The sequence below is a fragment of the Endozoicomonas sp. GU-1 genome (genome assembly GCF_027366395.1).
GTDB lineage: Bacteria > Pseudomonadota > Gammaproteobacteria > Pseudomonadales > Endozoicomonadaceae > Endozoicomonas.
Genome location: NZ_CP114771.1, coordinates 32,857 through 53,620, shown reverse-complemented (window position 1 = coordinate 53,620; position 20,764 = coordinate 32,857). Strand labels below are relative to the sequence as shown.

The window sequence follows — 20,764 nt, the reverse complement described above, 5'->3', positions numbered from 1 at the left end:
CCACCCTTGCGCCTAAAGCGGGCAAAAGCGGTGGCGGAGTTCAATTCCAAAAGCATCAAGCCCAGGACCTTATCCGGATTTACACGAACAGACTGTTAGTTGGGACTATCCAGAAAATATCAACCCCAGTCAGGAACATCCTGACCACGCTTGCGATAGAACTCGGCAACAAACGCTTCCAGCTTATCTTCTTCGATAGCGCCTCTCAGACCGGCCATCACCCGCTGGTAATAGCGCAGGTTATGGATGGTGTTCAGCATGGAGCCAAGGATCTCACCGCACTTATCCAGATGGTGCAGGTATGAGCGACTGAAATTCTGGCAAGTATAGCAATCACAGTGCTCTTCCAGTGGACGCTCATCCATCTTGTGGGCCGAGTTGCGGATCTTGATCACCCCTTCATCGACAAACAGGTGACCATTGCGGGCGTTACGGGTTGGCATGACACAGTCGAACATATCAACACCACGACGAACCGCCTCAACAATATCCTCCGGCTTGCCAACACCCATCAGGTAACGGGGATGGCTCTCGGGAATTTTATGGGTGATATGGGAGAGAATGCGCATCATATCCTCTTTGCTTTCACCCACGGAAAGACCGCCAATGGCATAACCATCAAAACCAATCTCGGTCAGGCCTGCAAGGGACACATCACGCAACTGTTCAAACATGCCCCCCTGGATAATGCCAAACAGGGCAGAAGGACTTTCACCGTGAGCGGCCTTGGAGCGAGCCGCCCAACGCAGAGAAAGCTCCATGGAGGTGCGCGCCTGCTCTTCATTAGCATCACCCGGCGTACACTCATCAAAAATCATCACGATGTCAGAACCCAGCTCACGCTGAACCTGCATGGAAATCTCCGGGTTCAGGAACACCCTGGAACCATCCACTGGAGACTGGAAAGAAACGCCCTCTTCGGTAATTTTGCGCAACTTGCCCAGGCTGAACACCTGAAAGCCACCGGAGTCCGTCAGAATCGGACCGTGCCACTGGTTAAAGTCGTGCAGGTCGCCATGCTTCTGAATAATGTCGGTGCCCGGACGCAGCATCAAATGAAAGGTATTACCCAGAATAATTTCTGCACCAATCTCTTTAATGTCCCTTGGCAACATGCCTTTTACCGTGCCATAGGTTCCCACCGGCATAAAGCATGGTGTTTCCACCGTGCCACGGGGAAAGGTCAGCCGACCACGACGGGCTTTGCCATCGGTAGCCAGCTGCTCAAACTGCATAAAGCATTCTCTTGTCATGAATTTTGTATAGCTCTTTGTAAAACACAAGCTGTGAACCACAAAGACACCAAGGCACAAAGAAAGCGATTTCCTGTGTGCTGTGAACAGACAAAAAAAACCTTTGTGTCTTTGTGCCTTTGTGGTTCCCTTCTTTTATATCTCTTGCCGCACCATTCTCAGTCCGCCTTACGGGTCAGCAACATGGCATCGCCATAACTGAAGAAACGGTACTTTTGCTCAACGGCTTCTTTATAGGCAGCCAGCACATTTTCCCGACCGGCAAAAGCACTGACCAGCATTAACAAGGTGGATTGCGGCAGATGAAAATTGGTCACCATCAAATCCACACTGCGAAACTCATAACCCGGATAAATAAAGATGCTGGAATCCCCCCGGAACGGGGCAATCTCACCGGATGCCGAGGCCGACTCAAGGCTGCGCACCGACGTGGTACCCACCGCAACAACACGATTACCCCTGGCACGGGTTTCCCGCACCGCCTGACAGACGGCCTCAGAAACTTCGATATACTCCGCGTGCATCACATGGTCTTCAATCTTTTCAACCCGAACCGGCTGATACGTTCCTGAGCCCACATGAAGCGTCACAAACACCTTCTGAACGCCTTTGGCCTCAAGACGCGCCAGCAAAGCTTCATCAAAATGAAGCCCTGCCGTTGGTGCCGCCACCGCGCCATCCTTTGCCGCAAACACCGTTTGGTAACGCAGACGATCACTATCACCATCTTCACGGTCAATATAAGGTGGCAATGGCATGTGGCCATGTTCCAGCAGAAGCGGTAAAACCGATGTTTCAAACCGGAGAATAAACAGAAAATCCCGACGCCCTTCCACAACAACACGCACCGCGCCATCTGCCAGCAATAACACAGCGCCCGGCTTTGGCGACTTGCTGGCCCTAACCTGGGCCAGCGCCAGGTTATCCTCCACCACCCGCTCAATCAGCACCTCAATTTTGCCACCCGTCTCTTTCTGACCATACAAACGGGCCGGAATCACCCGGGTATTATTCAGCACCAACAGGTCACCGGGCTCAAGCAGACTTTCTATATCAGAAAACTGCTGATGCCGAACCTCACCACTATTGCCATCAAGGCACAGAAGGCGGCTGCCGGTACGATCCTCTGCAGGAAACCGGGCAATCTGCTCATCGGGCAGATCAAAATCAAAATCACTGACTTGCATGGACAATCCGGTGGTTAATGTCCTCATCCCCAAAAGCAGCCCACGCCACTTATGGGAAAAAGGCACAGAAAAACCAGTCATATTAAAAAAGCACCGAAGGATACTGCAAAACGAAGGAAGTGTCAGGAGGGCTATCCCATGCCACGTTACGGACTTAACTTACTTTTTTGCTCCCACTGTTCAATAACTGCTTGATCTCAATAATCTCTTTGATATACTTCGCCGCACTTGAGCAACCGCCGCTTCGCCAGCTAACCTCACTGATTCACTCGATGAGAAAAGTTTTGAAATCAGCGAACAGATGACATAAGCTCAGCAACATCAAATGCCAGTGTGATGGAATTGGTAGACATGACGGATTCAAAATCCGTTGCCTTTGCGGGCGTGTCGGTTCGAGTCCGACCACTGGTACCAATTTTAAGAAGCTCCAGCCTAGTAATATCAAGGCATGGAGCTTTTTTTATGCCTGTCATTTTTTGGGTGTCACCAGTGTGTCACAAACCCGAAAATGTCACAAAGGTGTCACAGGTGTGCAGACTGAATTCTGTCTGACAACCCGCACCGTTTATAGAGTTTAGCCACTTCCTCCTTTCTGCGGAATTACACTCAACTGATACAAAGCTGCACAGCGTGCAATGGGTAAATCCTGTGTGATGCCCAGTAACGGGGCTGTCTGGCTACCCTTCTGCACATCGCAAAAAGTTGCACAAAAATGGAGCAAAAAGCGCGAAGGCGGGGCGAGGAGGAGTGATTTTTTCGCGCTGGTTGGTTTTTCGGCGCGGGAGGTCGCGTGGTTGTTGGGTAGTACGGCTTTTGGCGTGGGTTGATTGGTTCTATTGATTCAGGTTGTTATTCTGGTACGGCGATTGGCGTATATTGTTCCCTAACTGCCCGGTGTGAAGACTGGGTTAAACAAGAATGAAAACTGGGGAAGGATTATGGCTTGGGTGTTGATGATTGTCGGTGTGGTACTGGCTCTGCTAGCTCTGATTGGTATCAGTAACCGGAAAGCAGCAAAGGAAGCTGGGCTGGAAACTAAAAAAGCGGTGGGGATGATTTTCTTTGGTCTGGTGCTGGCGTTGTTCGGCTATGGGTTGAAAGTGGATAGTTTTGAAGGCCCAGGCTTGCAAGCTGTACTTGCAACCATTCCTGAAGGTGATGCTCATTCCTGGGAGACTGGCCAGTTTAATGATGGCGTTGCTGTGGTGATTAATGGTTCGGCGGGTTACTGGGTAAAAGATGGAACTGCTTATGCTGTGAATGGTGTGGCTAAAATGCTTTCCTCTGATATTGACTATGCACCGCAGGGTGTTTCCTGGTTAAACATTGAAGAAGCCGTTCAGTAAAAAACCCGGGCACCATGCCCGGTTCTCTTATTCATTCCGTAATCGGATCAAGCCTGTCATTTTTGTGATCTTGAATAGACTCACTCTTCGCAGTAATCGAACTTCCCTGGGAACACGCCCCAACATTAGGATGCGTATGCCCAGCCAACACATCCAGCGCATCCGCCGTATCCTGCATAAAGTCCGAAAGTATCTGCAACACGTTTTCAGAATCCGAACCTACCCACGTTTTAGGAGACATCATCAGCTGCTTAACCGCAGCCACGCTCTGGTGAACCTTGCCGATCTGTTCCCAGTTCCCGTCTTTGTCATACCCCTGATAACATTCCTGAGAATGCTGCCACTTAGCCTCCCCAACATCCACTGAAGGCAACTCCAACCCCCAGGGGATCACCCCGCGAATATGAATCAAGTGCGGCAACGCATACCCGAAACAAAACTCCACAATGCAGCCTTTATCGGGCAAGGCATAAAACCCCCGATGCTGGCCAGCGTAGGGCACCGCAACCACCAGATCCCGCAGCAGTTCACCTTTAGGGCGGAAGTGCTCATCCAGCGGTTGAATATCCACGGCGTGCATCGGTTCATCATGGGTCGAACACCACCGGCTTTCGGTGGGTTGGCAATGCGCTCCACCCTGCCCAGCATCGGTTTGTGATAGCCGTTCTTCAGCTCCGGAAACAGCCTCAAGAGAATGCGTTTGATGGCTTCTTCCATGTGATCACCATTTTTTCCTGTTTCAGTTGCACCGCCGTGATAATGCCCCGGTTAAACTTCAGCCCCGGGCGCAGGGTCGGGATCATGGTCATGCTGGCGGTATTGTGGGCCATATGATCGGTAAACCAATTATCGGGAATAGTGATGTGCCGTTTCGGGTCCGCCCAGCGGCTGTTATCCCAGCTGCCTACATAAATCTTGCCATCACCCTGCTGCTGCCAGATATAGTTAGGAATCTGAAACACCTGCCCGATGGCATCCATGGCCATATAGCCACCGCCCACATGGTGGAAGTAGGGCGAAATCCGGCTGAAGTGTGCCTGGTTGTTGGTGACGAACTGCGCCCCGGTCTCCTTATGGATGCGTGCCAGCACATCGGCGGCGGACACCTTGCGCAACCCCATGGGCAAATCCCGGTTCAACATGGCTGAGAGCTCGCGACAGAAGATCATCTGTTCATTGCCACCCACGGTGGACGACCGATCAATAAAACCCCAGAACACTTTCACCGGCCTATCGTCGGTATCGTGCTGCCAGCCTTTGATGTACTCCACCGGGCCTGCCAATGGTTTGCCCGACTTTACCCGAAAGGTGGCACGCCCCGGGCTGGTGAGAGATAAACGCACATCGTCTTCAATCACCTCGACCGGCTCACCATTCACCAAAAGACGTTGGATCAACCGCATAATCAGCCACCCAGAATCGCGTCAAACTTCTTCATCATCTGCCAGACGGTGCCGTGCATCTCGGTGGCGTCCGGTGCTGGCGCTGATGGGGTTTCGGTGGTTTGCCCATCTGTTGCAGCACTGCCCACGGTATCACCGTCCGCCGTTTGTTCGGTGGCGGCAGGTTGTTCCTGCCGTTGCTCGATCTTCTCCGGAACGGATTCAAACTCCCGCAGGGTAAAACTAACATTCCACATCCGCTGTGAATCGGCTTCGGTGTAGCTGAAATTCTCCGTAAACCGCACCTTACGGATATTGCCGGCCTGTGCGGTTTCATTGTAGATGTCGTATACCATCCGTTTACCCACTGTATCGGTGGCTCTGGCCATGGCGATCAGGCGTGTGAGGTCGGCTTTATCGTCATACTTGATGATTAGGGAAACTGACAGCGTCTGGGGTTTAATGCCGCCTTCGGCGGTATCTGTGGCGCTACTCATGCCCGAAAGATCTTTATCTTCCAGGCGGAAGCTTGCCCGGACTTTGACATCGTGGCCGGGGACTTTTTGGCCGTTCAGCATGATCATACGGCAGGCCTCGGTACGGACTCAGGCCACACTGGGCGGTGTTCACTGTTGGGAAACTCCGGGTGGGTTTTCTCTGACCAGTCCTTCAAATTACGGCGGTGCGCCATAATGGTGTTTTGAGCTGTATCACGATCAGCTTCAGACCATTCATTGGGGCCAAAATCACGGGTAAACACTCGATCAGTTAAGCCGAGTTCATAATTTCGCCATCGCCACTCAATTTCTTTCAACTCATCTTTTGTTATGATTGGCTCTATCGGTGTCGTAACACCTCTATTATCAAATTCAATATGTAAAACAAGGCCAGAACTTTCAGATGCCAACAATTCGCTGCGTTCTTGTGCAGTTATTTTTACTGAATCTTCAGGCGCATATAAATTTGAATCAAAAAAGCCCTTTGCAGACTTTGAATAAAAACAATATTCATCCATAAGATTTACCTATCGCAAACCAATATACATTCTGTACTGGGTTATCCCCTGTTTTTGTGATTACCATATTGGTGTTTTCTAGTGATAAAACACCAAGACCCTCAACTGTGTTGCCATGATTGTTTACTAAGGACGAATGGGCAACAAAAGCCTCTTTGAACGCCACCGGAAATGTAATAGTTTTAGTTTTATTTGAACCGGTATCGGGGCCGACTGACCATCCCCACTGAATCAACAACCCGCCTGGAATTTCTTGATAACCGATGCTTGATAAGTCTCGACCATAAAACCCCATATCTGGAATGTTTGAGTTAGCCGTTCCTATCAGACGAGTTGCTGCATTTCCAAACCCAGTCAGTTCAGAATAATCATGCTTATGAGATGCTGGAGGGTATTTTTCAGGTTTTTTAGTAATAGCATCCCAGCTTAAATTAAGGTCTAAAGCTTCCCACCAAGCTGCAATATATTTATGCAGAGTGAAAGGCGTTATCCATCGCCACTTATCATTTCCTGTTATGGCTTCTGCTTCTGTAGCTACTTCGCCAAGGCCGCGAACTTCAGTGGTCGCATTCTCATAAGCAAACTGCCAGGCTTCAGCCTCCACCGTAACATTGGTAATGGCTGCAGCATCGTCATACACCAACACGGTATTGCGAACCATCGGTTGACCACGAACACCTTCGCCCGGATCGTCGGCAATCTTCGGTGTATCTGGCAGGGTAACAATCATCACCACGGCGTTATTCTCACCCGATGCGACAGCATAAAGAGTGTTAAACGTAAACGGCCCCACCGTGGCATCCATATACAGCGAATAAACCACCATATCGGGTGACATGTAGCCGTCGTGGGTGACATCAAACCAATCAATAATCTGATCGGTCGGCGGTAATCGTCTACCCGGGTCAATTACATCTGATGGACTTTGTCCTGGCACATAAGCCAGGACAATCTTATCCACCTGAAGATGCGTTCCATTGCCCTGGTGGCTTGCCAGCAAGTTTCTGCCGACCGTCGTTAATCGTTCTGCCATGCAAACCTCCGTTTACGAACAGTAATAAGTGCCATAATCGCAACTGAACGATGCAGGACGCACCGCCACACTGATGGGTGTCACCACTTTCCATTCATAGCGCCTGCAGGTGCGGCCATAGGTTTGAATCAACCAGTTCAGGTAGTCCGCATTCTTGGCCACTGTGGTGTCGGTGACTTCCAGCTCGATAATGTCAAAATCCCTGTCTTCCAGGCGCTCATTGATGGTGACAGCGCCCAATTCCATGCGTGCAAAAATGCGTTCAAAGCCGATACTCGAACCGGCATCAGCCGCATTGGCATAAGCATATTTGGTGCGCAGTCGGTACTGGCGCTCAGGCTCACCGGCAAACTGGTCAATGCCCCGTTGCCAGGCGATCAGGTGCAGTAAGCCAAGTGAACAGGTTTCCGGGTCTAACTGTTGCAGTGGCCAGTTGGCCCAGCCTGCCACCCGGTTAAACCAGATTTCAGCAGCGTTTTTCAGCTTGGTGAGTTCTGGCCCACCTAACCACCATTTCAAATTAATCTTTATCACAATGCCTGCGCTCCCAGATGTTTGGTGATGGATAACGTGCCAATCACCGGCAACGCCATCAGCGACACAATGTCATCCTGCCCGAACTCGATACTGATCAGATCCGGAAACTGTTCATGGAGCTCGGTGCCCAGCTGCGAAAAACTGAAGCGGGTAAACGGCCATGTTTGGGTGACGGTAAAGGCCTGATTCTCCCGAAAGGCACAGCGAATCATGTTTTCAATGCCGGTCATCACCGCGGTTTGCTGTTCCGGTGTCAGGTTCGGATTCAGGTAGGCATTCGGCGACAGGTTATGAACGGTTTCCGGCATGGGGAAACAACGCATATCATCCCCGTGGCCGTGATAGCCGTTGTCGTTGATATGGGTGTTGACGGTATCCACAAAGGGCTGATCCGGCTGGCCGGAATCGATCATCAGGTACGCGTTGGCACTGCCTGCACCTCTGGGTGCGCCGTGTTCAAACCAAATGTAATCAATCCGCAGGCCTGCGAATTCTGAAATGATGGCTTTATAGGCCGCATCGTGATGAAACTGCCCCACGGCGGTGAACTGGTTCCGACAGCGCAGGCGCAACTCTTCGTCGGTTTCGGCATCGGCACCGGATACGGTGATCCAGTCGTCATTGTTCCGAACGGACAAAACACCCGCCATCGGCTCCGGCAAAATGGAGTAATAACCCGGTGCCAGGTTAAAGGCCACGCCCGATCCACTGGCACGGCATTCAATCGCCACCGTCAGTTCCCCATTTGGGAACTCGGTGTCTGCCAGCGTTACCAGGGAATACACCGCACCATTAATGGACGGTGTGTTGATCACCGTACCCGCAGGCACCACCAGAGCGTTGCCCACCTGATCGCGGTTAAAGGTAATCATGCCCTGGGTAAACACCGCAGCTTTACGCTCCAGCCCCAGCGCCCAGGCGAGAATATCCAGAAACGTACCGCCAGCGGTTTTAATAAAACTGTTGGGCAGCAGTTCATTAATCAGGAACTTCACAACCCACAAGGCCGGTGTGGTCACCAGTGCCGACACCAGCTTCCAGAAAGACGACCACTTGTTATCGTTCTTGATCAACGAACCCTGATCGGTGTTGATCTGGTCCCACTGTTGCTGCATCTCCGCTTCGGTGGTGGGGATGCCAGCGTCTTTGACGATTTGTTCAAAATCTTCCGAATGATTCATGGCCGCTCCATAGGGATATAAACGTCAACCGGCCCCAGCTCGGTGTCTGCGGTTAAATAGAGAATGTTGTGCTCAGGCCGGTGAATCACCACAGTGCCAGGGATGATGCGCCGGTCTTCTTCCACCTGCAGTTCAATCTGGTTAAAGGCCAGTTGCCACTGGCTGGCACTGCGTTCACCCACTAACTGCACCACAAGGCCGGTATCCATCAGCATGTGTTTGATGTCCTGGGCGATGGTGCCCCTGTCCGTCACCTGCTGGGGAATGCCTGCTACATCAAGGGCTAAATCCCGATCAGTGATCAGGATGTCGTGCCATTGTTCTGCCTGTGTACTCATATTCACGCCCCTGCCATCAACATTTCCTGCTCGATACTGGCAGCAGGCTGGTTAGTGACGATCTGACCAATGGTCACCGATTTGCTGCTGTTGCTGTTGTTGCTCACGGCGTTGCTGATCTGTTTATTGATGCCACCGGCGGGCAGGTTGGTTTGTTTGGGTGCGTCCAGATTCGGAGTGCTGATGTCTGCACCGCCGATGGTGCCAATGTCGATACCGGGCACCAGGTTCAACACGCCGATCAGCTTGTTGATCATGCCGATGATGTATTGGCCCCAGCTGGAATCCATAAAGGCCTTTTTCAAATCGTCCCACCAGTAGATGGCCGCCCCGATCGCCAGCACCAACGCAGCGACACCGGCCACGATTAAGCCGATGGGGTTGGCGTACATCACCAGATTCAGTGCAAGAAAGGCCGCCTTGATGGAGGCCAGTGATGGAACCAATGCACCAAACGCCACACCCACGGCTTTGACAATCAACAGGCCTGACCATACCAGCTTGGAAATACCCACAATCACGGTAAGTGCGGCCAGTGCAGCACTGATGCCGAGAATGGCAGCGGTAGCAATACCGATCCAGCGGGTGATATTTGGAAATTCTTTTGTCCAGGCAATCAGTGCATTACTGCCGTCAGCCATTGCATCAACAATTGGATTAATCACCGGCAACAAGGCCTGACCAAAAGCGATTTTCACAGCCTTAATACCTTCTCCCAGACGTTCCCAGGGATCGACCATAGCGGCAGCCATCTCTTCAGCCTTGCCCATCCCCTTGACCTTGCCCAGCGCATCGATGCTGCTGGCCAGGCCGTTGGTGTCGGCCATCAGCTGTTTTACCAGGGAGACCGCTTCATCAGAACCAAACGCCTTTTTCAAGGCGTCGGACTCTGCCACATCCATGGTTTCCCCGAACTTTCCTTTCAGCTGGTTCAGGATCTCCACCATGCCCAGCATCTGGCCATTACTATCGGTAAAAGTCAGACCCAATTGCTTCTGGGCATTGCCTACCCCTGCGAGAAAAGCTTTGTACTTGGTGCCTGCTTCACTGCCGCTCATGGTGGCCTGCAAGGTACCCAATACAGCCATCTGCTCATTCATGGAGATACCGGCAGCGGTAGCGTTTGCGCCGATACTGGTGAAAGCGGCGCTCATGTTGTCGCCAGTGGTTTTAAACATCTGTACGGCGGTAGCCGTTTGACCTGCCAGCACTTCTACCCACTGGCTTTTGCCCATCTGGTCAGCGGTATTTTTGAACACGCCGTACATGGTCCCCATGTAATTCGTGATGGTTGCCGTATTGGACTTGGTAGCTGCAGCCAGCACACCGCCAGCCTGGGTAAACCGTGACAGCTCCTGACCCGATAACCCTGCAATGGCAGACTGAATGTCGTAAGAAGCGGAAACAAACTCTGCTGCTGATTTGCCATACTGCACAGAGAAAGCCAGGGCTGTTTCTGAAAGATCGTTCAGGGCTGACTCAGCGACGCCCAGCGAGCGCACCTCACCCAACGCCCGATCCATCTCAATGGCCGGCATCAACAGAGACTGCATAGCAAGGCCTGCACCGGCAATACCGGCCGCGCCGATACCGATCTGAGCAAACGCCGCTTTGGAGCTTTCCGCCACGGAGTTCATCTCTTTTTTGATCTTGCCTGCGGGGCCGGTCACCTGATCCAGCAGGCTGACACTGAACATTAACCTTTGCAGTTCTGCTGACATTGCGTTCTAACCTACTTTCTACCTTTGAAAGCCATGCCAATCCCGTTGGCTATGGCGATGCTCATCTTTTCCCACTGGTCTTTCTCTAGCCAGATCGCTTCGCCCATGGTTTGTGCATCCGGTTCCCGGGAAGGGAACCATTTGCGGGAGAGTGTCGCGATCTGGGCCAGCTTGTTATGGTTCAGGCCGCTGGCGATGCCTTCTACTTTCCCACGGTGATTTTCAGAGGCTTCTTGTATTTGCCGATCACTGCGCCGCCGATGTCGATGGCTGCGCCGGGTACGTCACGGAGAAAACCACTTAATGCCGTGCTGGTTTCTTTGCTGACGGTACGCACCAGAAAGTTATGACTGGCGGTGACCAGTCCAGTCTGGCCGTTCAGGCATTCGTTCTGGTATTCGTTGAAGTCTTCAATGCTGATATGGAATTCCAGTGGCTGGTCTTCGACTTCGATATTGATGGTGGTTTCTTTGCTCATCGCTCATTTCCCCGCGTTACGGTTTGCAAAAAGTTGTTCAGCTGTTTTTCCAGCCGTTGTTCCAGTCGCTCCAGCATCTTTTCCAGATCTTCCTGGCGTGTGTAATGCTCGGCAACATGAAGACGGTGGGCGCTCAGTGCATCCTTGTTTTTCTGACCCTGTGAAAACAGAAAGACGTTCCAACCCACAAGAAAGGGCACAGCGATGCGAATTAATGTGTCTAACAGAGTCAGATCCATGGTTGCTCCTATTTACTGATGCCCAGCTTCTTCTCCACAGTGCGCAGTGCGCCCAGTCCGAGAAGTGCCAGCACCAGTTCCATTAAAATATCCGAGGGCATCACTGGCCCCGGTTTGCCACTCCACCATTGCAGAATGGGATTGATCACAAAAATAAAAGCCAGACCAATGCCGCACACCCAGCCAATAAACGGACGCCAGCCAGCCACAAACACCGAACGGTGACCGGCTTCCACTTTATTGATCTCGATCTGTGCCAGCTGTGGCTGTTGTCTGAGTCGTTGGATCACGGCCTGTTTGTCCAGTCGCTCTTCGTCACTGGTGAACAGGTTGTCCAGCACCTTGCCAACGGCTTCCACTGGCTCTGCGGCAGACTTGCTGAAAAAGCTGGAGATAAAACTCATCTTAATAGCTCCACACCCAAGGCCGGTTTTCCGCTCTGGACACATCCAGGTGAATAAACCGGCGTCCATGGTCACCTTTCTGGCTGATCCCGATTCCGGTAAAGCAACCCATCGCCATGGCTTTTTTCAATACCCTATGGGCTTGCTTGCCACTGACCAGAATATCCACAGCCAGCCCTTTGGCATGGGTGCCAGGCTGACTTTTGCGGGCTTCTGTTGGATGGTTTGAACAGCGATAAGCGGAACTGATCGCAAAAGGAAATCCGCACTTTTCGCGCAGCTCCTGAACCTTGCCCATCAGTTCCGGGCTGATATGGCGGCCACTGGATTCATCACAGCTGCCGCACTTACAGGCCAGTTCCTTAAAGCTGAAGTTCTTCCAGGGCGAATCGCTCATCACAGCACCCCATCAACATCCAGCTCAGACAAATACGGTGTGCCGTTAATGCGCACAAAGTCCGGACTGGTGACATCAAAGGGCAAGGTGGTCAGGTGACGTTCACCCCCTGCGGTATCGATATCCAGCAGGCTGGAAATCTTCAGCTTGCAGCCGAAGGCCTGCACCTTCAGCTCATTGCTGGCAGTTTTGGCGTAAAAGGTAATGTCAAAGGTGTCCAGATCCCGGAAGGAACCGGCACGGTTGGCCGCTTCCATCACCAGTTTCAGGTTGCTGGCGTCCAGTTCCAGTTCGCCGGAACCTTCCACACTGCCACGGGTCCAGCCATTGGGGACGCCCTGATCCGGTGATACGCCACTGTTGTCGGTAATCTCCAGCGTGGCCTTGGAGACACGAACCGCAAAATCTCCCAGGTTAATGCTGAAGTTCATGCCGCTGATGCGTTCTGACATGGTGGTCTCTCCTTGTATTCTTCAGCGATTAGGCTGCGTAGTTGGTCAAATCCAGGGCGATGTTCACGGTGATGCTTTTCGGGCAGTTATAAGGCTGCACTGTCATAAAGATCTCCACGTCGTACTTGGTCTTCCAGGTAATGACGATGCTGTCGTCTTTCGGTGGATGAATCTCACCAGGGAACGGAATGCCCAGCAGCTCCGTGGTCTTGCTCATCTCACGCAGAGGGCGCTGGAAGTACGTTTTATTGGCCTCGATGCTGGCCGGTGTGCTGTTCAGTACCCGGTTACCGATGCGAGCCACGGCCAGTGGGTAGATGCGGCGCATGGCCTTGTGAACCACCCGCAGGTTTTCAATCACCTGATAGTCGCCTCCGGGCACATCCAGCATATTGCCATCGCTCCAGTACATGCCCGGGTAATCCGGATACCACTGGGGCACACTGAACCGTGCACGCTCCAGATCGGCAAGGACAGACATATCCACTTCCAGCCCGTTCTTATCCGTGGGCAGGGTTGACCATTCGCCCACCAGTGCACCGGTATTCACGCGCATCGGAGTATCCGCAACGGTGACCGACTTATTACAGAGTCGGCCTGCATAGGTGCCCTGCTCAAAGCCCCAGCAACCGAGCGTAACGGTGACATTCTCACAGGCCAGACCAGCAATCACCGGTTTGATGCGGGCGGCGTATTCAGACCAGGTCTCACCGGTGGACGGTGTGTTGTTGATGCCTTCAGTGACCGCACAGAACCAGAGTGGGCGCATGTACTGCCCCATAATGGCTTCGGCTTTTGCCTGCATCGCTTCGACTTGTGCGGAACTGGTCACCGGATCGGTCACCACAATGCCTTCGGCGTTGGTCTGGGTCATGGCGTAATCGACACCATCACTCCATGTTTCACCATCGCCCAGTGGCAGAATCGCGCAGTTCCAGTTCTGCCCTGCGTTCAGTCTGGCGTGTTCCACCTGAGTTTTCAGAACGCTGTCGCCTGCGCCCAGCAGTGTGTCCAGGTTGGAACTGTTATTTGCCGTCAGCAGCTGGCCTTCGTTGGTGCCTGCCCCACGGCCAATAAAAATCAGGTAGTGTTCGTACTCGGTGAACGGCCCCTGCATCAAATTCAGGTTGTTGATCTGTACCTTGCCCAGTGCCATGGATAATCCTCTTCTCGGTTAAGTCCTTAACGGGCTCCCTTCGCCCGCAATCTGGCCAGTGATGTTCTGGCCAGACTGTCCAGCATTTGCTGGGCGTCTCTTTCGTCCGCTCCCAGGAACGGGCGAGCCGGTGTGGTGATGGTCCAGCTCTGTTTGCCTTTGTCATCGCGCAGCAATCGCAGAATCAGACCGGCCTGACCGATGGTCATGTTTTCCCGGATCCATTTCTGGCTGACGCGCTTTAATTTGGTTCTGCCCCGCTTGCCCTTGACCGGCAATCGGTAACCTTCAGCAATCAGTGATTTGGCCTGATCACGGTTGGCGAGTGCGTTGTAATCCGGTGTGCCTGCCCGCTTGGCTGCCTTGGTGGCGGTCATGCGCTCGCTGCTGCCATGCTGATGTTTACTGGCAATGCTGCCCGCCCTGCCTTTAAAGCTGACCACGGCTTCATGGTTGGATTTATTGAACACCACCATGGGTTTGCCCATTCGGCGCAGTAGCTTGCGTTTGTTGCGGGCATCTTTTCTCGGTGCCATTGGAGCACCAGAAACGGTTTTCTGTTGCCTGATGTTCTGCCGTGCATCTTTGCGAACATCACTGGCCATCATCCGCACCAGGCGACGTTTGTCTTTTGGTGCCAAACGCAAAATATCCAGCTGCTCATTCCACTTCAGCCTGCCTTTTCGATCTTCACGGAAGTTCATGGACGCATCAGCCATCGGTTGAGCCCTCCATGTTTACCAGTGATTCCGCTGTGTCGATGGGCACATCTGCCACTTTCCACCGTTTGCCCCAGGCTCTGATGGGGCCGCTGTCGTCTTCCACGATCTGAATGGATTCGTTGAACTCGATTTCGATCTCAACGTCGGCGGTGTCGTTGTCGTTGATCTCTACATTGATTTCAGGATCAGCCAGGTTAAAAGCTTCCCGATCCGGATCGTTATCAATCAACCAGCCAGTGACGGTGGCAAGAATATCCATGGCACTGCCACGGTAGCGTTCCAGCTCAAACACGGCGTCATACTTGAACCGGGCCACTTCAATACCGTGGCCTAAATCCTGCCCACTGGTGATCAGTTCGCCGTTGTCGGCGTAGCTGTTGATGTTCTCCCGCTTCAGGTTGGTGCTGTCCAGCAGGTGTCTGGTTAAGCCCTGTAGTAATCTCATAGAGCCTCCACACCGATGCGCGGGATGTCGAGAATGTCCGCAATGGCATCGCGGGCAAACTCCATAAACTTGTCTTCGGTTTCTTCGCTCTCTTTGGCTTCGTTGCTGGCGGCATCTCGACGATTCACCGTGGCGAATTGCTTCAGCAGCAACCCTTTGGCGTGGCAGAACACCGCACGCTGATAAAGCACCTGATGCTCGGTGCTGTCGCCCAGGTCTTCAGAGGGCACTTCATTAAAATGGTTATGGCCTGCCGCTTCGTGGTTGGCTTTCCACTCCCGCAGCTGACGATTAACCCAGACCATGGCCAGGCGGATATGCTCTTCCACCATGCCCTGTTGATATTCCGCAGGCAGGCGATAGCTGTTCTGGAACACACCGGTGTCCAGATCCGGAAACCAGGCGCTGTTTTTTACAGTGCTGGTGACGGTGTTATCGCTGAAACCATTAAAACTCATACCTGGTTACCTACGGTTAGTCGAATTAGAGTCGGTGACCCCGGTTATGCTGATAACTGCTCAAGGCAGGTCAGCGCCCCGGGGGCCGACTGCGGGGAGGGAGACGGTCAAGTTCAGAGTCAGCGCCGTCCCCGGTCGGTTGGCTGACTACTGCTTTGGTTTTTCGTGCCTTGCGGCGGGTCTGTCGGTCGTGCTTTTCGCCTTCTCTTCTGGCGATCAGCTCGGCTTCTTTATTCGCCATCCGTGCCCGCAGGTAGGTCTTCAGATTCATTCTGCTTCTCCAGTTCCTTCTTCACCTGGTTGATTCGGGTTTTGCACTTGGCCCCGCTCAAATCCAGCTGAACTGCACGTTGGTAATGTTCCAGCGCCTGTTGCGGCTTGCCCATATCCCGGGCCAGGTCGCCTGCCTTTTTGAAGTACTTGCTGCGAAGTGCATCAGGCATAGGCCAGTTGTCGTCAATCAGACGCTGGAAAACCTGTGAGAAATACGGTTCGATACTGCCATCGTTGTTTTCCTGAAGTTCACACCACTCCAGCACGGCATCGGCCACAAAGGTGGTTAAGTCCTTGCGCTTGAATCGCTCTGGCAGTGACTGCTTCTGCTCAATGGCGAAGTACGCCCAGAACAGGGCTTCATGGATCTGCCCCACATCAAACAGCCAGATCAGGAACTGAACCATCACCGGATTTTTGTAGGCGTCGCCCTTCTCCTGATAGTCCCGGCAATAAGGCCGGTATTTCGGGATCAGTTCTTCACTGCGAATCCGGTTTTTCTCATCGATGCCCAGCCCATGAAGGCGGGCAACATCCTTGTCGAGACTGTCCAGCAATAGCTGGAACTGGTCGTATTCTGTCGCAGTGGCCGTGATGGTTTCCTGCGAGGCTTCCTGAATGCGTTTGGCGGCGGCTTCGGCTTTACGCTTGGCCTGTACCCGCTTCTGGTATTCGATTGGGTCTAACATAAAGGTTTGCCTCCCCGCACACCTGGTTAATGGAAAGGTTCAGAGAGCCCCGGTCAGGACTCTTTAAACTCCACGTTGCTGGCATCGATCGCCGCAGCGCCGCTGAAATCGCCCAGCATGTAGGCTTCGTTGGAGCTGATGAAATCTTCCACACGGTTGCGGCGTGGGTTGTCTTTGGTCTGACGACGCATTCCGCTTTCCTGGTAGTAGAGGTGAAGGTTTTCGGTGTCTGTTACCAGCAGGCCCTTGTCAGGGAAGCCGGGAACCACAATGGCAGGCAGACCGCCATAGGCTTTATCCAGCACCATGACCTGACCTTTTTCAGTAGGTGTCTGGGCGTGTTTGGCCAGTGCCTTGCCCATGTCGTTCGCCACCAGTTGACGGCCAACAATCGCCACTTCACCGCCGGAACGGTTGGCAGTTGGGATCATGTTGTAAATGCCGTAGGTCAGCTGATCGAGGTTCTTGTAATCCCCTGCTGCGCCGATGGTGATCTTGCCGGTGCCTTCCGTGGATTCTTTGTAGAAGTTCTCTGCGGCATGGGTTTCCAACAACTTCAGCCAGCCGATGTTCACATCTTCCAGGTTGCTGTTGGTGGTGCTGTTGGTTTCTGCTGCAGCGGACGTGCCGTGGAAACCGATCATCATGCGATCCAGCGCAATGCGACGATAAACCGCCGTCATGTAACGCTGGGCAAAATCCGGAAAACGCGCCCAGGCATCCAGCAGGTCGTAACCCATTGCCACATCAAACTCGGTGAGTTTGCAGACGTATTCCGCACCGTCAGGGCCTGACATATCCGTGGCTGCGCGGTCCTTGTTGCTGACGTTGGTACGCTTGGCCAGCGGCTGGCTGACATTGACGCGAACCGCCTGACCTTTACGGTCGGTCACCGGCATAATGGTGATGCGCTGCAGGAAGTCGGAACTGTCCTGAATCGCCGAATTGAGCTTGGTTTCCATGGGTTCGGAAACCGCAAAACAGCTTTTGATTTGCTCTGGTGTCACGCCGTAGCCTTCGGCCATGGCTGCCATCATCGCTTTGAAGATATCGACTGTACGTTGTTTCATCGCTTAGATTCCTGTGTAGCTTTCAATGTCCGTATCCGCCCGCCCCACGATCCGCCGATCAGGCGACTCTTCAAACAAAGGTGATCTTGTCGGAGTCGCCTTCGTTCTTGTTGAAGTGGGTGCCTGGCTTTTCTTCCTTCAGTTTGTTGAAGGTATCCGTCAGCGCTTTCACGGAATCCGCCAGTTCGTTGGTCTTGGTCGCCAGCTGGTTAAACTGTTCAGCAGAAACCACTTCTGGCGCTTCTGGCTCTGGCGTCTCTTCTTTATTGCCTTCTGGCTTTTCGCCTTCCGGTGCTTCTTTGGAAAAGTGCTGGTTAATGCCTTCAGCAAGGGTGCTCAGCGCAGAGGTCAGGGCTTCCTGTTGCTGGCTGATTTTTTCCAACAGTTCCTTGGACATTTCAGTCTCCTGGTCTTCGTCGTGGGGTTCAGGCTTTGCACTGAAAGCCGGGTCGGTTTTAAAGAATTTGGCCAGGCGGGACATCAGGCCTTGCACGTCTTCGCCTTCGATGTTCGGATCTTCCAGGGTGATGGACTCTTCACAGGCCTTGGCATAAATGCGGTCTGGTTTGCCCCCTGGCTGTTTGGCAAAGAGTTTCAACATGGACGTGCCCAGGCTGGCCGGTTCATCGGTCACCGCAAGACCTGAAAGGTAGGTTTTGCCGGTGTTGGCAAAGTTGGGCCACAGTTCCATGGAGGTGAACAAACCCTGTCCGTTTTTGTTCTTCTCAATCAATCGGGAGTTCGGCGCTAGTTTCGCCTGAAGAATGGTGCGGCCTTTTTTATCGGTGCTGAGACGTACCGCTTCAACATGGCCGAAATTGCCATATAGCCACAGAGCGTGATCAGAATTAATAACGGCCGTGTATTCTTCCTTGTCATAGGATTCTGCCGCGTCTTTTAAATCCTGTTCGGTAATTTCACGGCCATCGATGGTATCCCCTGCCGTGCCAATGGTTTTCCAGTCTGTTACCAGCATTACATGATTACCCGATTCCGTGTTGTTATTTAAAAAGCGTTAATTCGTTCAGCAGTAGATTTGAAAATATGCTGTCATTCACACCTATTCAATGAATTCAATTACTGGACTCTTTTAAGGCATTCAAATCAAAACCCATCAAAATCAAACCCCGTTATTAATTGCCTTTCGCTAATTAAACTCGAATGAAAAGGAAGGCGTATGAGTTATTCAGAAGAAACCATTGAAGCAGCCAAGAAGCTGTATTTACGACGTTACCGGGTGCCCGACATTGTCAAAGAGTTGGGTGTGCCCCGTCGTACGGTGTATTTCTGGATCAATAAATACAGCTGGGACGATATGCTGGAGCATGAAGGGCCACTGGCAGCGGCTGGGCGCAGGCTGGAAAACCTGATGAACCGGTCTGATAACTCCGACGAACATCTCAATGCCATTGATCGCGCCATTAATGCCTATGAAAAACTGCGCAAGATAGAAATCGATTACCCGAAAAAGTTTCTGGTGAAAGCGCACAAGGATCTGGAAGAAAAAAACCAGCCTGCTGAATCCGATAACAAACCAGCCAGGGAAGACAAAGCCTTAAAAGGTCGTCGTGGTAAGCGGAAAGGTTCCCGCAATAACGATTTCCGTGGCATCACCAAAGACGTTATTGAAGCCAGGTTCAAAGAACACCTTTTTCAATACCAGCTCGAACTATGGGAAGCGAAAGACGAACGCACCCGAAACATTCTTAAATCCCGTCAGATTGGTGCTACCTATTACTTTGCCAGGGAAGCCTTTGCCGATGCGTTGATGACCGGTGATAACCAGGTCTTTCTTTCTGCGTCTCGCGCCCAGGCGGATATTTTTAAAGATTATATAAAGCACTTCGCCATGGAATGGTTTGAAGTAGAGATCAAAGGCAAGGATAAAATCACCATCATTTCCGATTATGGTGAAGCCACGCTCTATTTTCTTTCCACCAACAGCGCCACCGCTCAGGGTTATCACGGTCATGTGTATGTGGATGAATATTTCTGGATTCCGAAATTCCAGAGATTGAAGAAACTGGCCAGCGCCATGGCCACCCATAAGAAGTGGCGGAAAACCTACTTTTCAACCCCATCGGCCAAATCACACGACGCTTACCCGTTCTGGAGTGGGTCTGAGTTTAATGAACGGATGCGCCGCCGGAACGAACCGGAAGCGAAGTTCCCCGACGAAAAAGCCATGAGCAGTGGGGCAAGATCCCCCGATGGTCAGTGGCGCAAAATCATCACCATTCACGATGCCCTTGCCGGTGGTTGTGAACTGTTTGACCTTGCCCAGTTGCAGCTGGAATACGGCGATGATGAATTTGCCCAGCTGTTTGAATGCAAGTTTATTGATGATACCCACTCAGTATTCCAACTGGCCCAGCTGGAAAAATGCCTGGCGGATCGTGCCGACTGGCGGGACTTCGACCCTGTGGCGGAACGCCCTTTCGGGAATAAAGAAGTCTGGATCGGTTATGACCCGTCACGCACCATCGATGGGGCATCCATTGCCGTGGTGGCTCCACCCATAAAAGCCGGGGGCAAGTTCCGCGTGCTCGAAAAAATCACCATGGTCAACCAGGCATGGCAGTACCAGGCTGCTGTGATTAAGGATCTCACCCAGAAATACAATGTGAAGTTCATCGGCATCGATATCACTGGCCCCGGTTCCGGAGTGTTTGAACTGGTGCAGAACTTCTTCCCCGCTGCCACACCCATTCATTACAGCCCAACCAACAAAACCCGCCTGGTGCTGAAAGGTCAGGATGTCATCGGAAATAACCGGATTGAATGGGATGTCAGCTGGTCTGATATCGCTGCTGGCTTTATGGCAATCCGGCGCACTACCACGGGCAGTGGGCTGCTGACTTATGTCGCCGACCGAACCGAACGACACGGCCACGCCGACGCCGCCTGGGCAATCCTTCACGCCATCAGTAACGAAGGGCTGGACCACACCCAGCAACGCACATCAACTTATGATTTCGGAGACTGACG

27 protein-coding genes and 1 tRNA gene are annotated in these 20,764 nt (G+C 52.5%); 3 read left to right on the top strand and 25 right to left on the bottom strand.

Translation table 11 applies throughout. The features are described from left to right. Nucleotides 1-119 precede the first annotated feature (119 nt). Together tgt and queA are read right to left on the bottom strand one after the other, a co-directional pair. A complete protein-coding gene (gene tgt / locus O3276_RS00315) occupies nucleotides 120-1,235 on the bottom strand; it encodes a tRNA guanosine(34) transglycosylase Tgt (protein ID WP_442876552.1) in 1,116 nt (371 codons plus the stop codon). 176 nt (nucleotides 1,236-1,411) lie between these two features. Beyond that, the gene (gene queA, locus O3276_RS00310; protein ID WP_269676062.1) at nucleotides 1,412-2,440 is read right to left on the bottom strand and encodes a tRNA preQ1(34) S-adenosylmethionine ribosyltransferase-isomerase QueA; all 1,029 of its coding nucleotides are present in this window, start codon (nucleotides 2,438-2,440) and stop codon (nucleotides 1,412-1,414) included. A gap of 327 nt (nucleotides 2,441-2,767) precedes the next feature. Here queA and O3276_RS00305 point away from each other — a divergent pair. Next, nucleotides 2,768-2,854, top strand: a tRNA-Leu gene (locus O3276_RS00305). 524 nt (nucleotides 2,855-3,378) lie between these two features. Continuing rightward, nucleotides 3,379-3,786, top strand: coding sequence for a hypothetical protein (locus O3276_RS00300; protein ID WP_269673857.1), 408 nt, complete (start codon nucleotides 3,379-3,381; stop codon nucleotides 3,784-3,786). A gap of 31 nt (nucleotides 3,787-3,817) precedes the next feature. On the opposite strand, the gene O3276_RS00295 is transcribed toward O3276_RS00300, so the two are convergent. From O3276_RS00295 to O3276_RS00190, 23 genes are all read right to left on the bottom strand, one after another. After that, nucleotides 3,818-4,366, bottom strand: a complete 549-nt coding sequence (locus O3276_RS00295; protein WP_269673856.1) for a hypothetical protein — start codon at nucleotides 4,364-4,366, stop codon at nucleotides 3,818-3,820. 106 nt (nucleotides 4,367-4,472) lie between these two features. After that, complete coding sequence (locus O3276_RS00290) at nucleotides 4,473-5,189, bottom strand: PIN domain-containing protein (RefSeq protein ID WP_269673855.1); 717 nt, start codon at nucleotides 5,187-5,189, stop codon at nucleotides 4,473-4,475. 2 nt (nucleotides 5,190-5,191) lie between these two features. Then, a complete protein-coding gene (locus tag O3276_RS00285) occupies nucleotides 5,192-5,752 on the bottom strand; it encodes a baseplate complex protein (RefSeq protein ID WP_269673854.1) in 561 nt (186 codons plus the stop codon). Continuing rightward, nucleotides 5,749-6,183, bottom strand: coding sequence for a hypothetical protein (locus tag O3276_RS00280; RefSeq protein ID WP_269673853.1), 435 nt, complete (start codon nucleotides 6,181-6,183; stop codon nucleotides 5,749-5,751). The genes O3276_RS00285 and O3276_RS00280 overlap by 4 nt, the downstream gene beginning before the upstream one ends. After that, nucleotides 6,176-7,216 (bottom strand): phage tail-collar fiber domain-containing protein, encoded by a 1,041-nt coding sequence (locus tag O3276_RS00275; protein ID WP_269673852.1) that lies wholly within the window; start codon nucleotides 7,214-7,216, stop codon nucleotides 6,176-6,178. The genes O3276_RS00280 and O3276_RS00275 overlap by 8 nt, the downstream gene beginning before the upstream one ends. 12 nt (nucleotides 7,217-7,228) lie before the next feature. Beyond that, nucleotides 7,229-7,750, bottom strand: a complete 522-nt coding sequence (locus tag O3276_RS00270; RefSeq protein WP_269673851.1) for a phage tail protein — start codon at nucleotides 7,748-7,750, stop codon at nucleotides 7,229-7,231. Then, nucleotides 7,747-8,934 (bottom strand): baseplate J/gp47 family protein, encoded by a 1,188-nt coding sequence (locus O3276_RS00265; protein WP_269673850.1) that lies wholly within the window; start codon nucleotides 8,932-8,934, stop codon nucleotides 7,747-7,749. The genes O3276_RS00270 and O3276_RS00265 overlap by 4 nt, the downstream gene beginning before the upstream one ends. After that, nucleotides 8,931-9,272: a DUF2590 family protein gene (locus tag O3276_RS00260; protein ID WP_269673849.1), complete on the bottom strand. Its 342-nt coding sequence runs from the start codon at nucleotides 9,270-9,272 to the stop codon at nucleotides 8,931-8,933. Before O3276_RS00260 ends, O3276_RS00265 begins: the two co-directional genes overlap by 4 nt. Nucleotides 9,273-9,274: 2 nt before the next feature. Further along, complete coding sequence (locus O3276_RS00255; protein ID WP_269673848.1) at nucleotides 9,275-10,993, bottom strand: phage tail tape measure protein; 1,719 nt, start codon at nucleotides 10,991-10,993, stop codon at nucleotides 9,275-9,277. 11 nt (nucleotides 10,994-11,004) lie between these two features. Then, nucleotides 11,005-11,154: a DUF6890 family protein gene (locus tag O3276_RS25585; protein ID WP_442876615.1), complete on the bottom strand. Its 150-nt coding sequence runs from the start codon at nucleotides 11,152-11,154 to the stop codon at nucleotides 11,005-11,007. 41 nt (nucleotides 11,155-11,195) lie between these two features. Beyond that, nucleotides 11,196-11,471: a putative phage tail assembly chaperone gene (locus O3276_RS00250; RefSeq protein ID WP_269673847.1), complete on the bottom strand. Its 276-nt coding sequence runs from the start codon at nucleotides 11,469-11,471 to the stop codon at nucleotides 11,196-11,198. Next, entirely contained in the window at nucleotides 11,468-11,710 is a 243-nt protein-coding gene (locus tag O3276_RS00245) for a hypothetical protein (protein ID WP_269673846.1), read from the bottom strand. Before O3276_RS00245 ends, O3276_RS00250 begins: the two co-directional genes overlap by 4 nt. Nucleotides 11,711-11,718: 8 nt before the next feature. Then, a complete protein-coding gene (locus O3276_RS00240) occupies nucleotides 11,719-12,114 on the bottom strand; it encodes a 3TM-type holin (RefSeq protein ID WP_269673845.1) in 396 nt (131 codons plus the stop codon). 1 nt (nucleotide 12,115) lies between these two features. After that, nucleotides 12,116-12,511 carry a D-Ala-D-Ala carboxypeptidase family metallohydrolase gene (locus tag O3276_RS00235; RefSeq protein WP_269673844.1) on the bottom strand — a complete coding sequence of 132 codons (396 nt, stop codon included), beginning with the start codon at nucleotides 12,509-12,511 and terminating at the stop codon, nucleotides 12,116-12,118. Further along, nucleotides 12,511-12,963: a phage protein gene (locus O3276_RS00230; protein ID WP_269673843.1), complete on the bottom strand. Its 453-nt coding sequence runs from the start codon at nucleotides 12,961-12,963 to the stop codon at nucleotides 12,511-12,513. Before O3276_RS00230 ends, O3276_RS00235 begins: the two co-directional genes overlap by 1 nt. Nucleotides 12,964-12,991: 28 nt before the next feature. Further along, entirely contained in the window at nucleotides 12,992-14,119 is a 1,128-nt protein-coding gene (locus tag O3276_RS00225; RefSeq protein WP_269673842.1) for a DUF2586 domain-containing protein, read from the bottom strand. Nucleotides 14,120-14,145: 26 nt separating this feature from the next. Continuing rightward, nucleotides 14,146-14,838: a phage virion morphogenesis protein gene (locus tag O3276_RS00220; protein WP_269673841.1), complete on the bottom strand. Its 693-nt coding sequence runs from the start codon at nucleotides 14,836-14,838 to the stop codon at nucleotides 14,146-14,148. Beyond that, complete coding sequence (locus O3276_RS00215; protein WP_269673840.1) at nucleotides 14,831-15,286, bottom strand: phage tail protein; 456 nt, start codon at nucleotides 15,284-15,286, stop codon at nucleotides 14,831-14,833. The genes O3276_RS00220 and O3276_RS00215 overlap by 8 nt, the downstream gene beginning before the upstream one ends. Then, nucleotides 15,283-15,744, bottom strand: a complete 462-nt coding sequence (locus O3276_RS00210) for a head completion/stabilization protein (protein WP_269673839.1) — start codon at nucleotides 15,742-15,744, stop codon at nucleotides 15,283-15,285. Before O3276_RS00210 ends, O3276_RS00215 begins: the two co-directional genes overlap by 4 nt. A 70-nt stretch (nucleotides 15,745-15,814) precedes the next feature. After that, nucleotides 15,815-16,015, bottom strand: a complete 201-nt coding sequence (locus O3276_RS00205) for a hypothetical protein (RefSeq protein WP_269673838.1) — start codon at nucleotides 16,013-16,015, stop codon at nucleotides 15,815-15,817. Next, nucleotides 15,975-16,706, bottom strand: coding sequence for a phage terminase small subunit (gene gpM, locus O3276_RS00200; RefSeq protein WP_269673837.1), 732 nt, complete (start codon nucleotides 16,704-16,706; stop codon nucleotides 15,975-15,977). Before gpM ends, O3276_RS00205 begins: the two co-directional genes overlap by 41 nt. 53 nt (nucleotides 16,707-16,759) lie before the next feature. Beyond that, on the bottom strand, nucleotides 16,760-17,776 hold the full coding sequence (locus tag O3276_RS00195; RefSeq protein WP_269673836.1) for a phage major capsid protein, P2 family: 1,017 nt from the start codon (nucleotides 17,774-17,776) through the stop codon (nucleotides 16,760-16,762). A gap of 70 nt (nucleotides 17,777-17,846) precedes the next feature. Further along, complete coding sequence (locus O3276_RS00190; RefSeq protein WP_269673835.1) at nucleotides 17,847-18,752, bottom strand: GPO family capsid scaffolding protein; 906 nt, start codon at nucleotides 18,750-18,752, stop codon at nucleotides 17,847-17,849. Nucleotides 18,753-18,953: 201 nt separating this feature from the next. Here O3276_RS00190 and O3276_RS00185 point away from each other — a divergent pair, with 201 nt between their 5' ends. After that, entirely contained in the window at nucleotides 18,954-20,762 is a 1,809-nt protein-coding gene (locus tag O3276_RS00185; protein ID WP_269673834.1) for a terminase large subunit domain-containing protein, read from the top strand. Nucleotides 20,763-20,764: the final 2 nt, after the last annotated feature.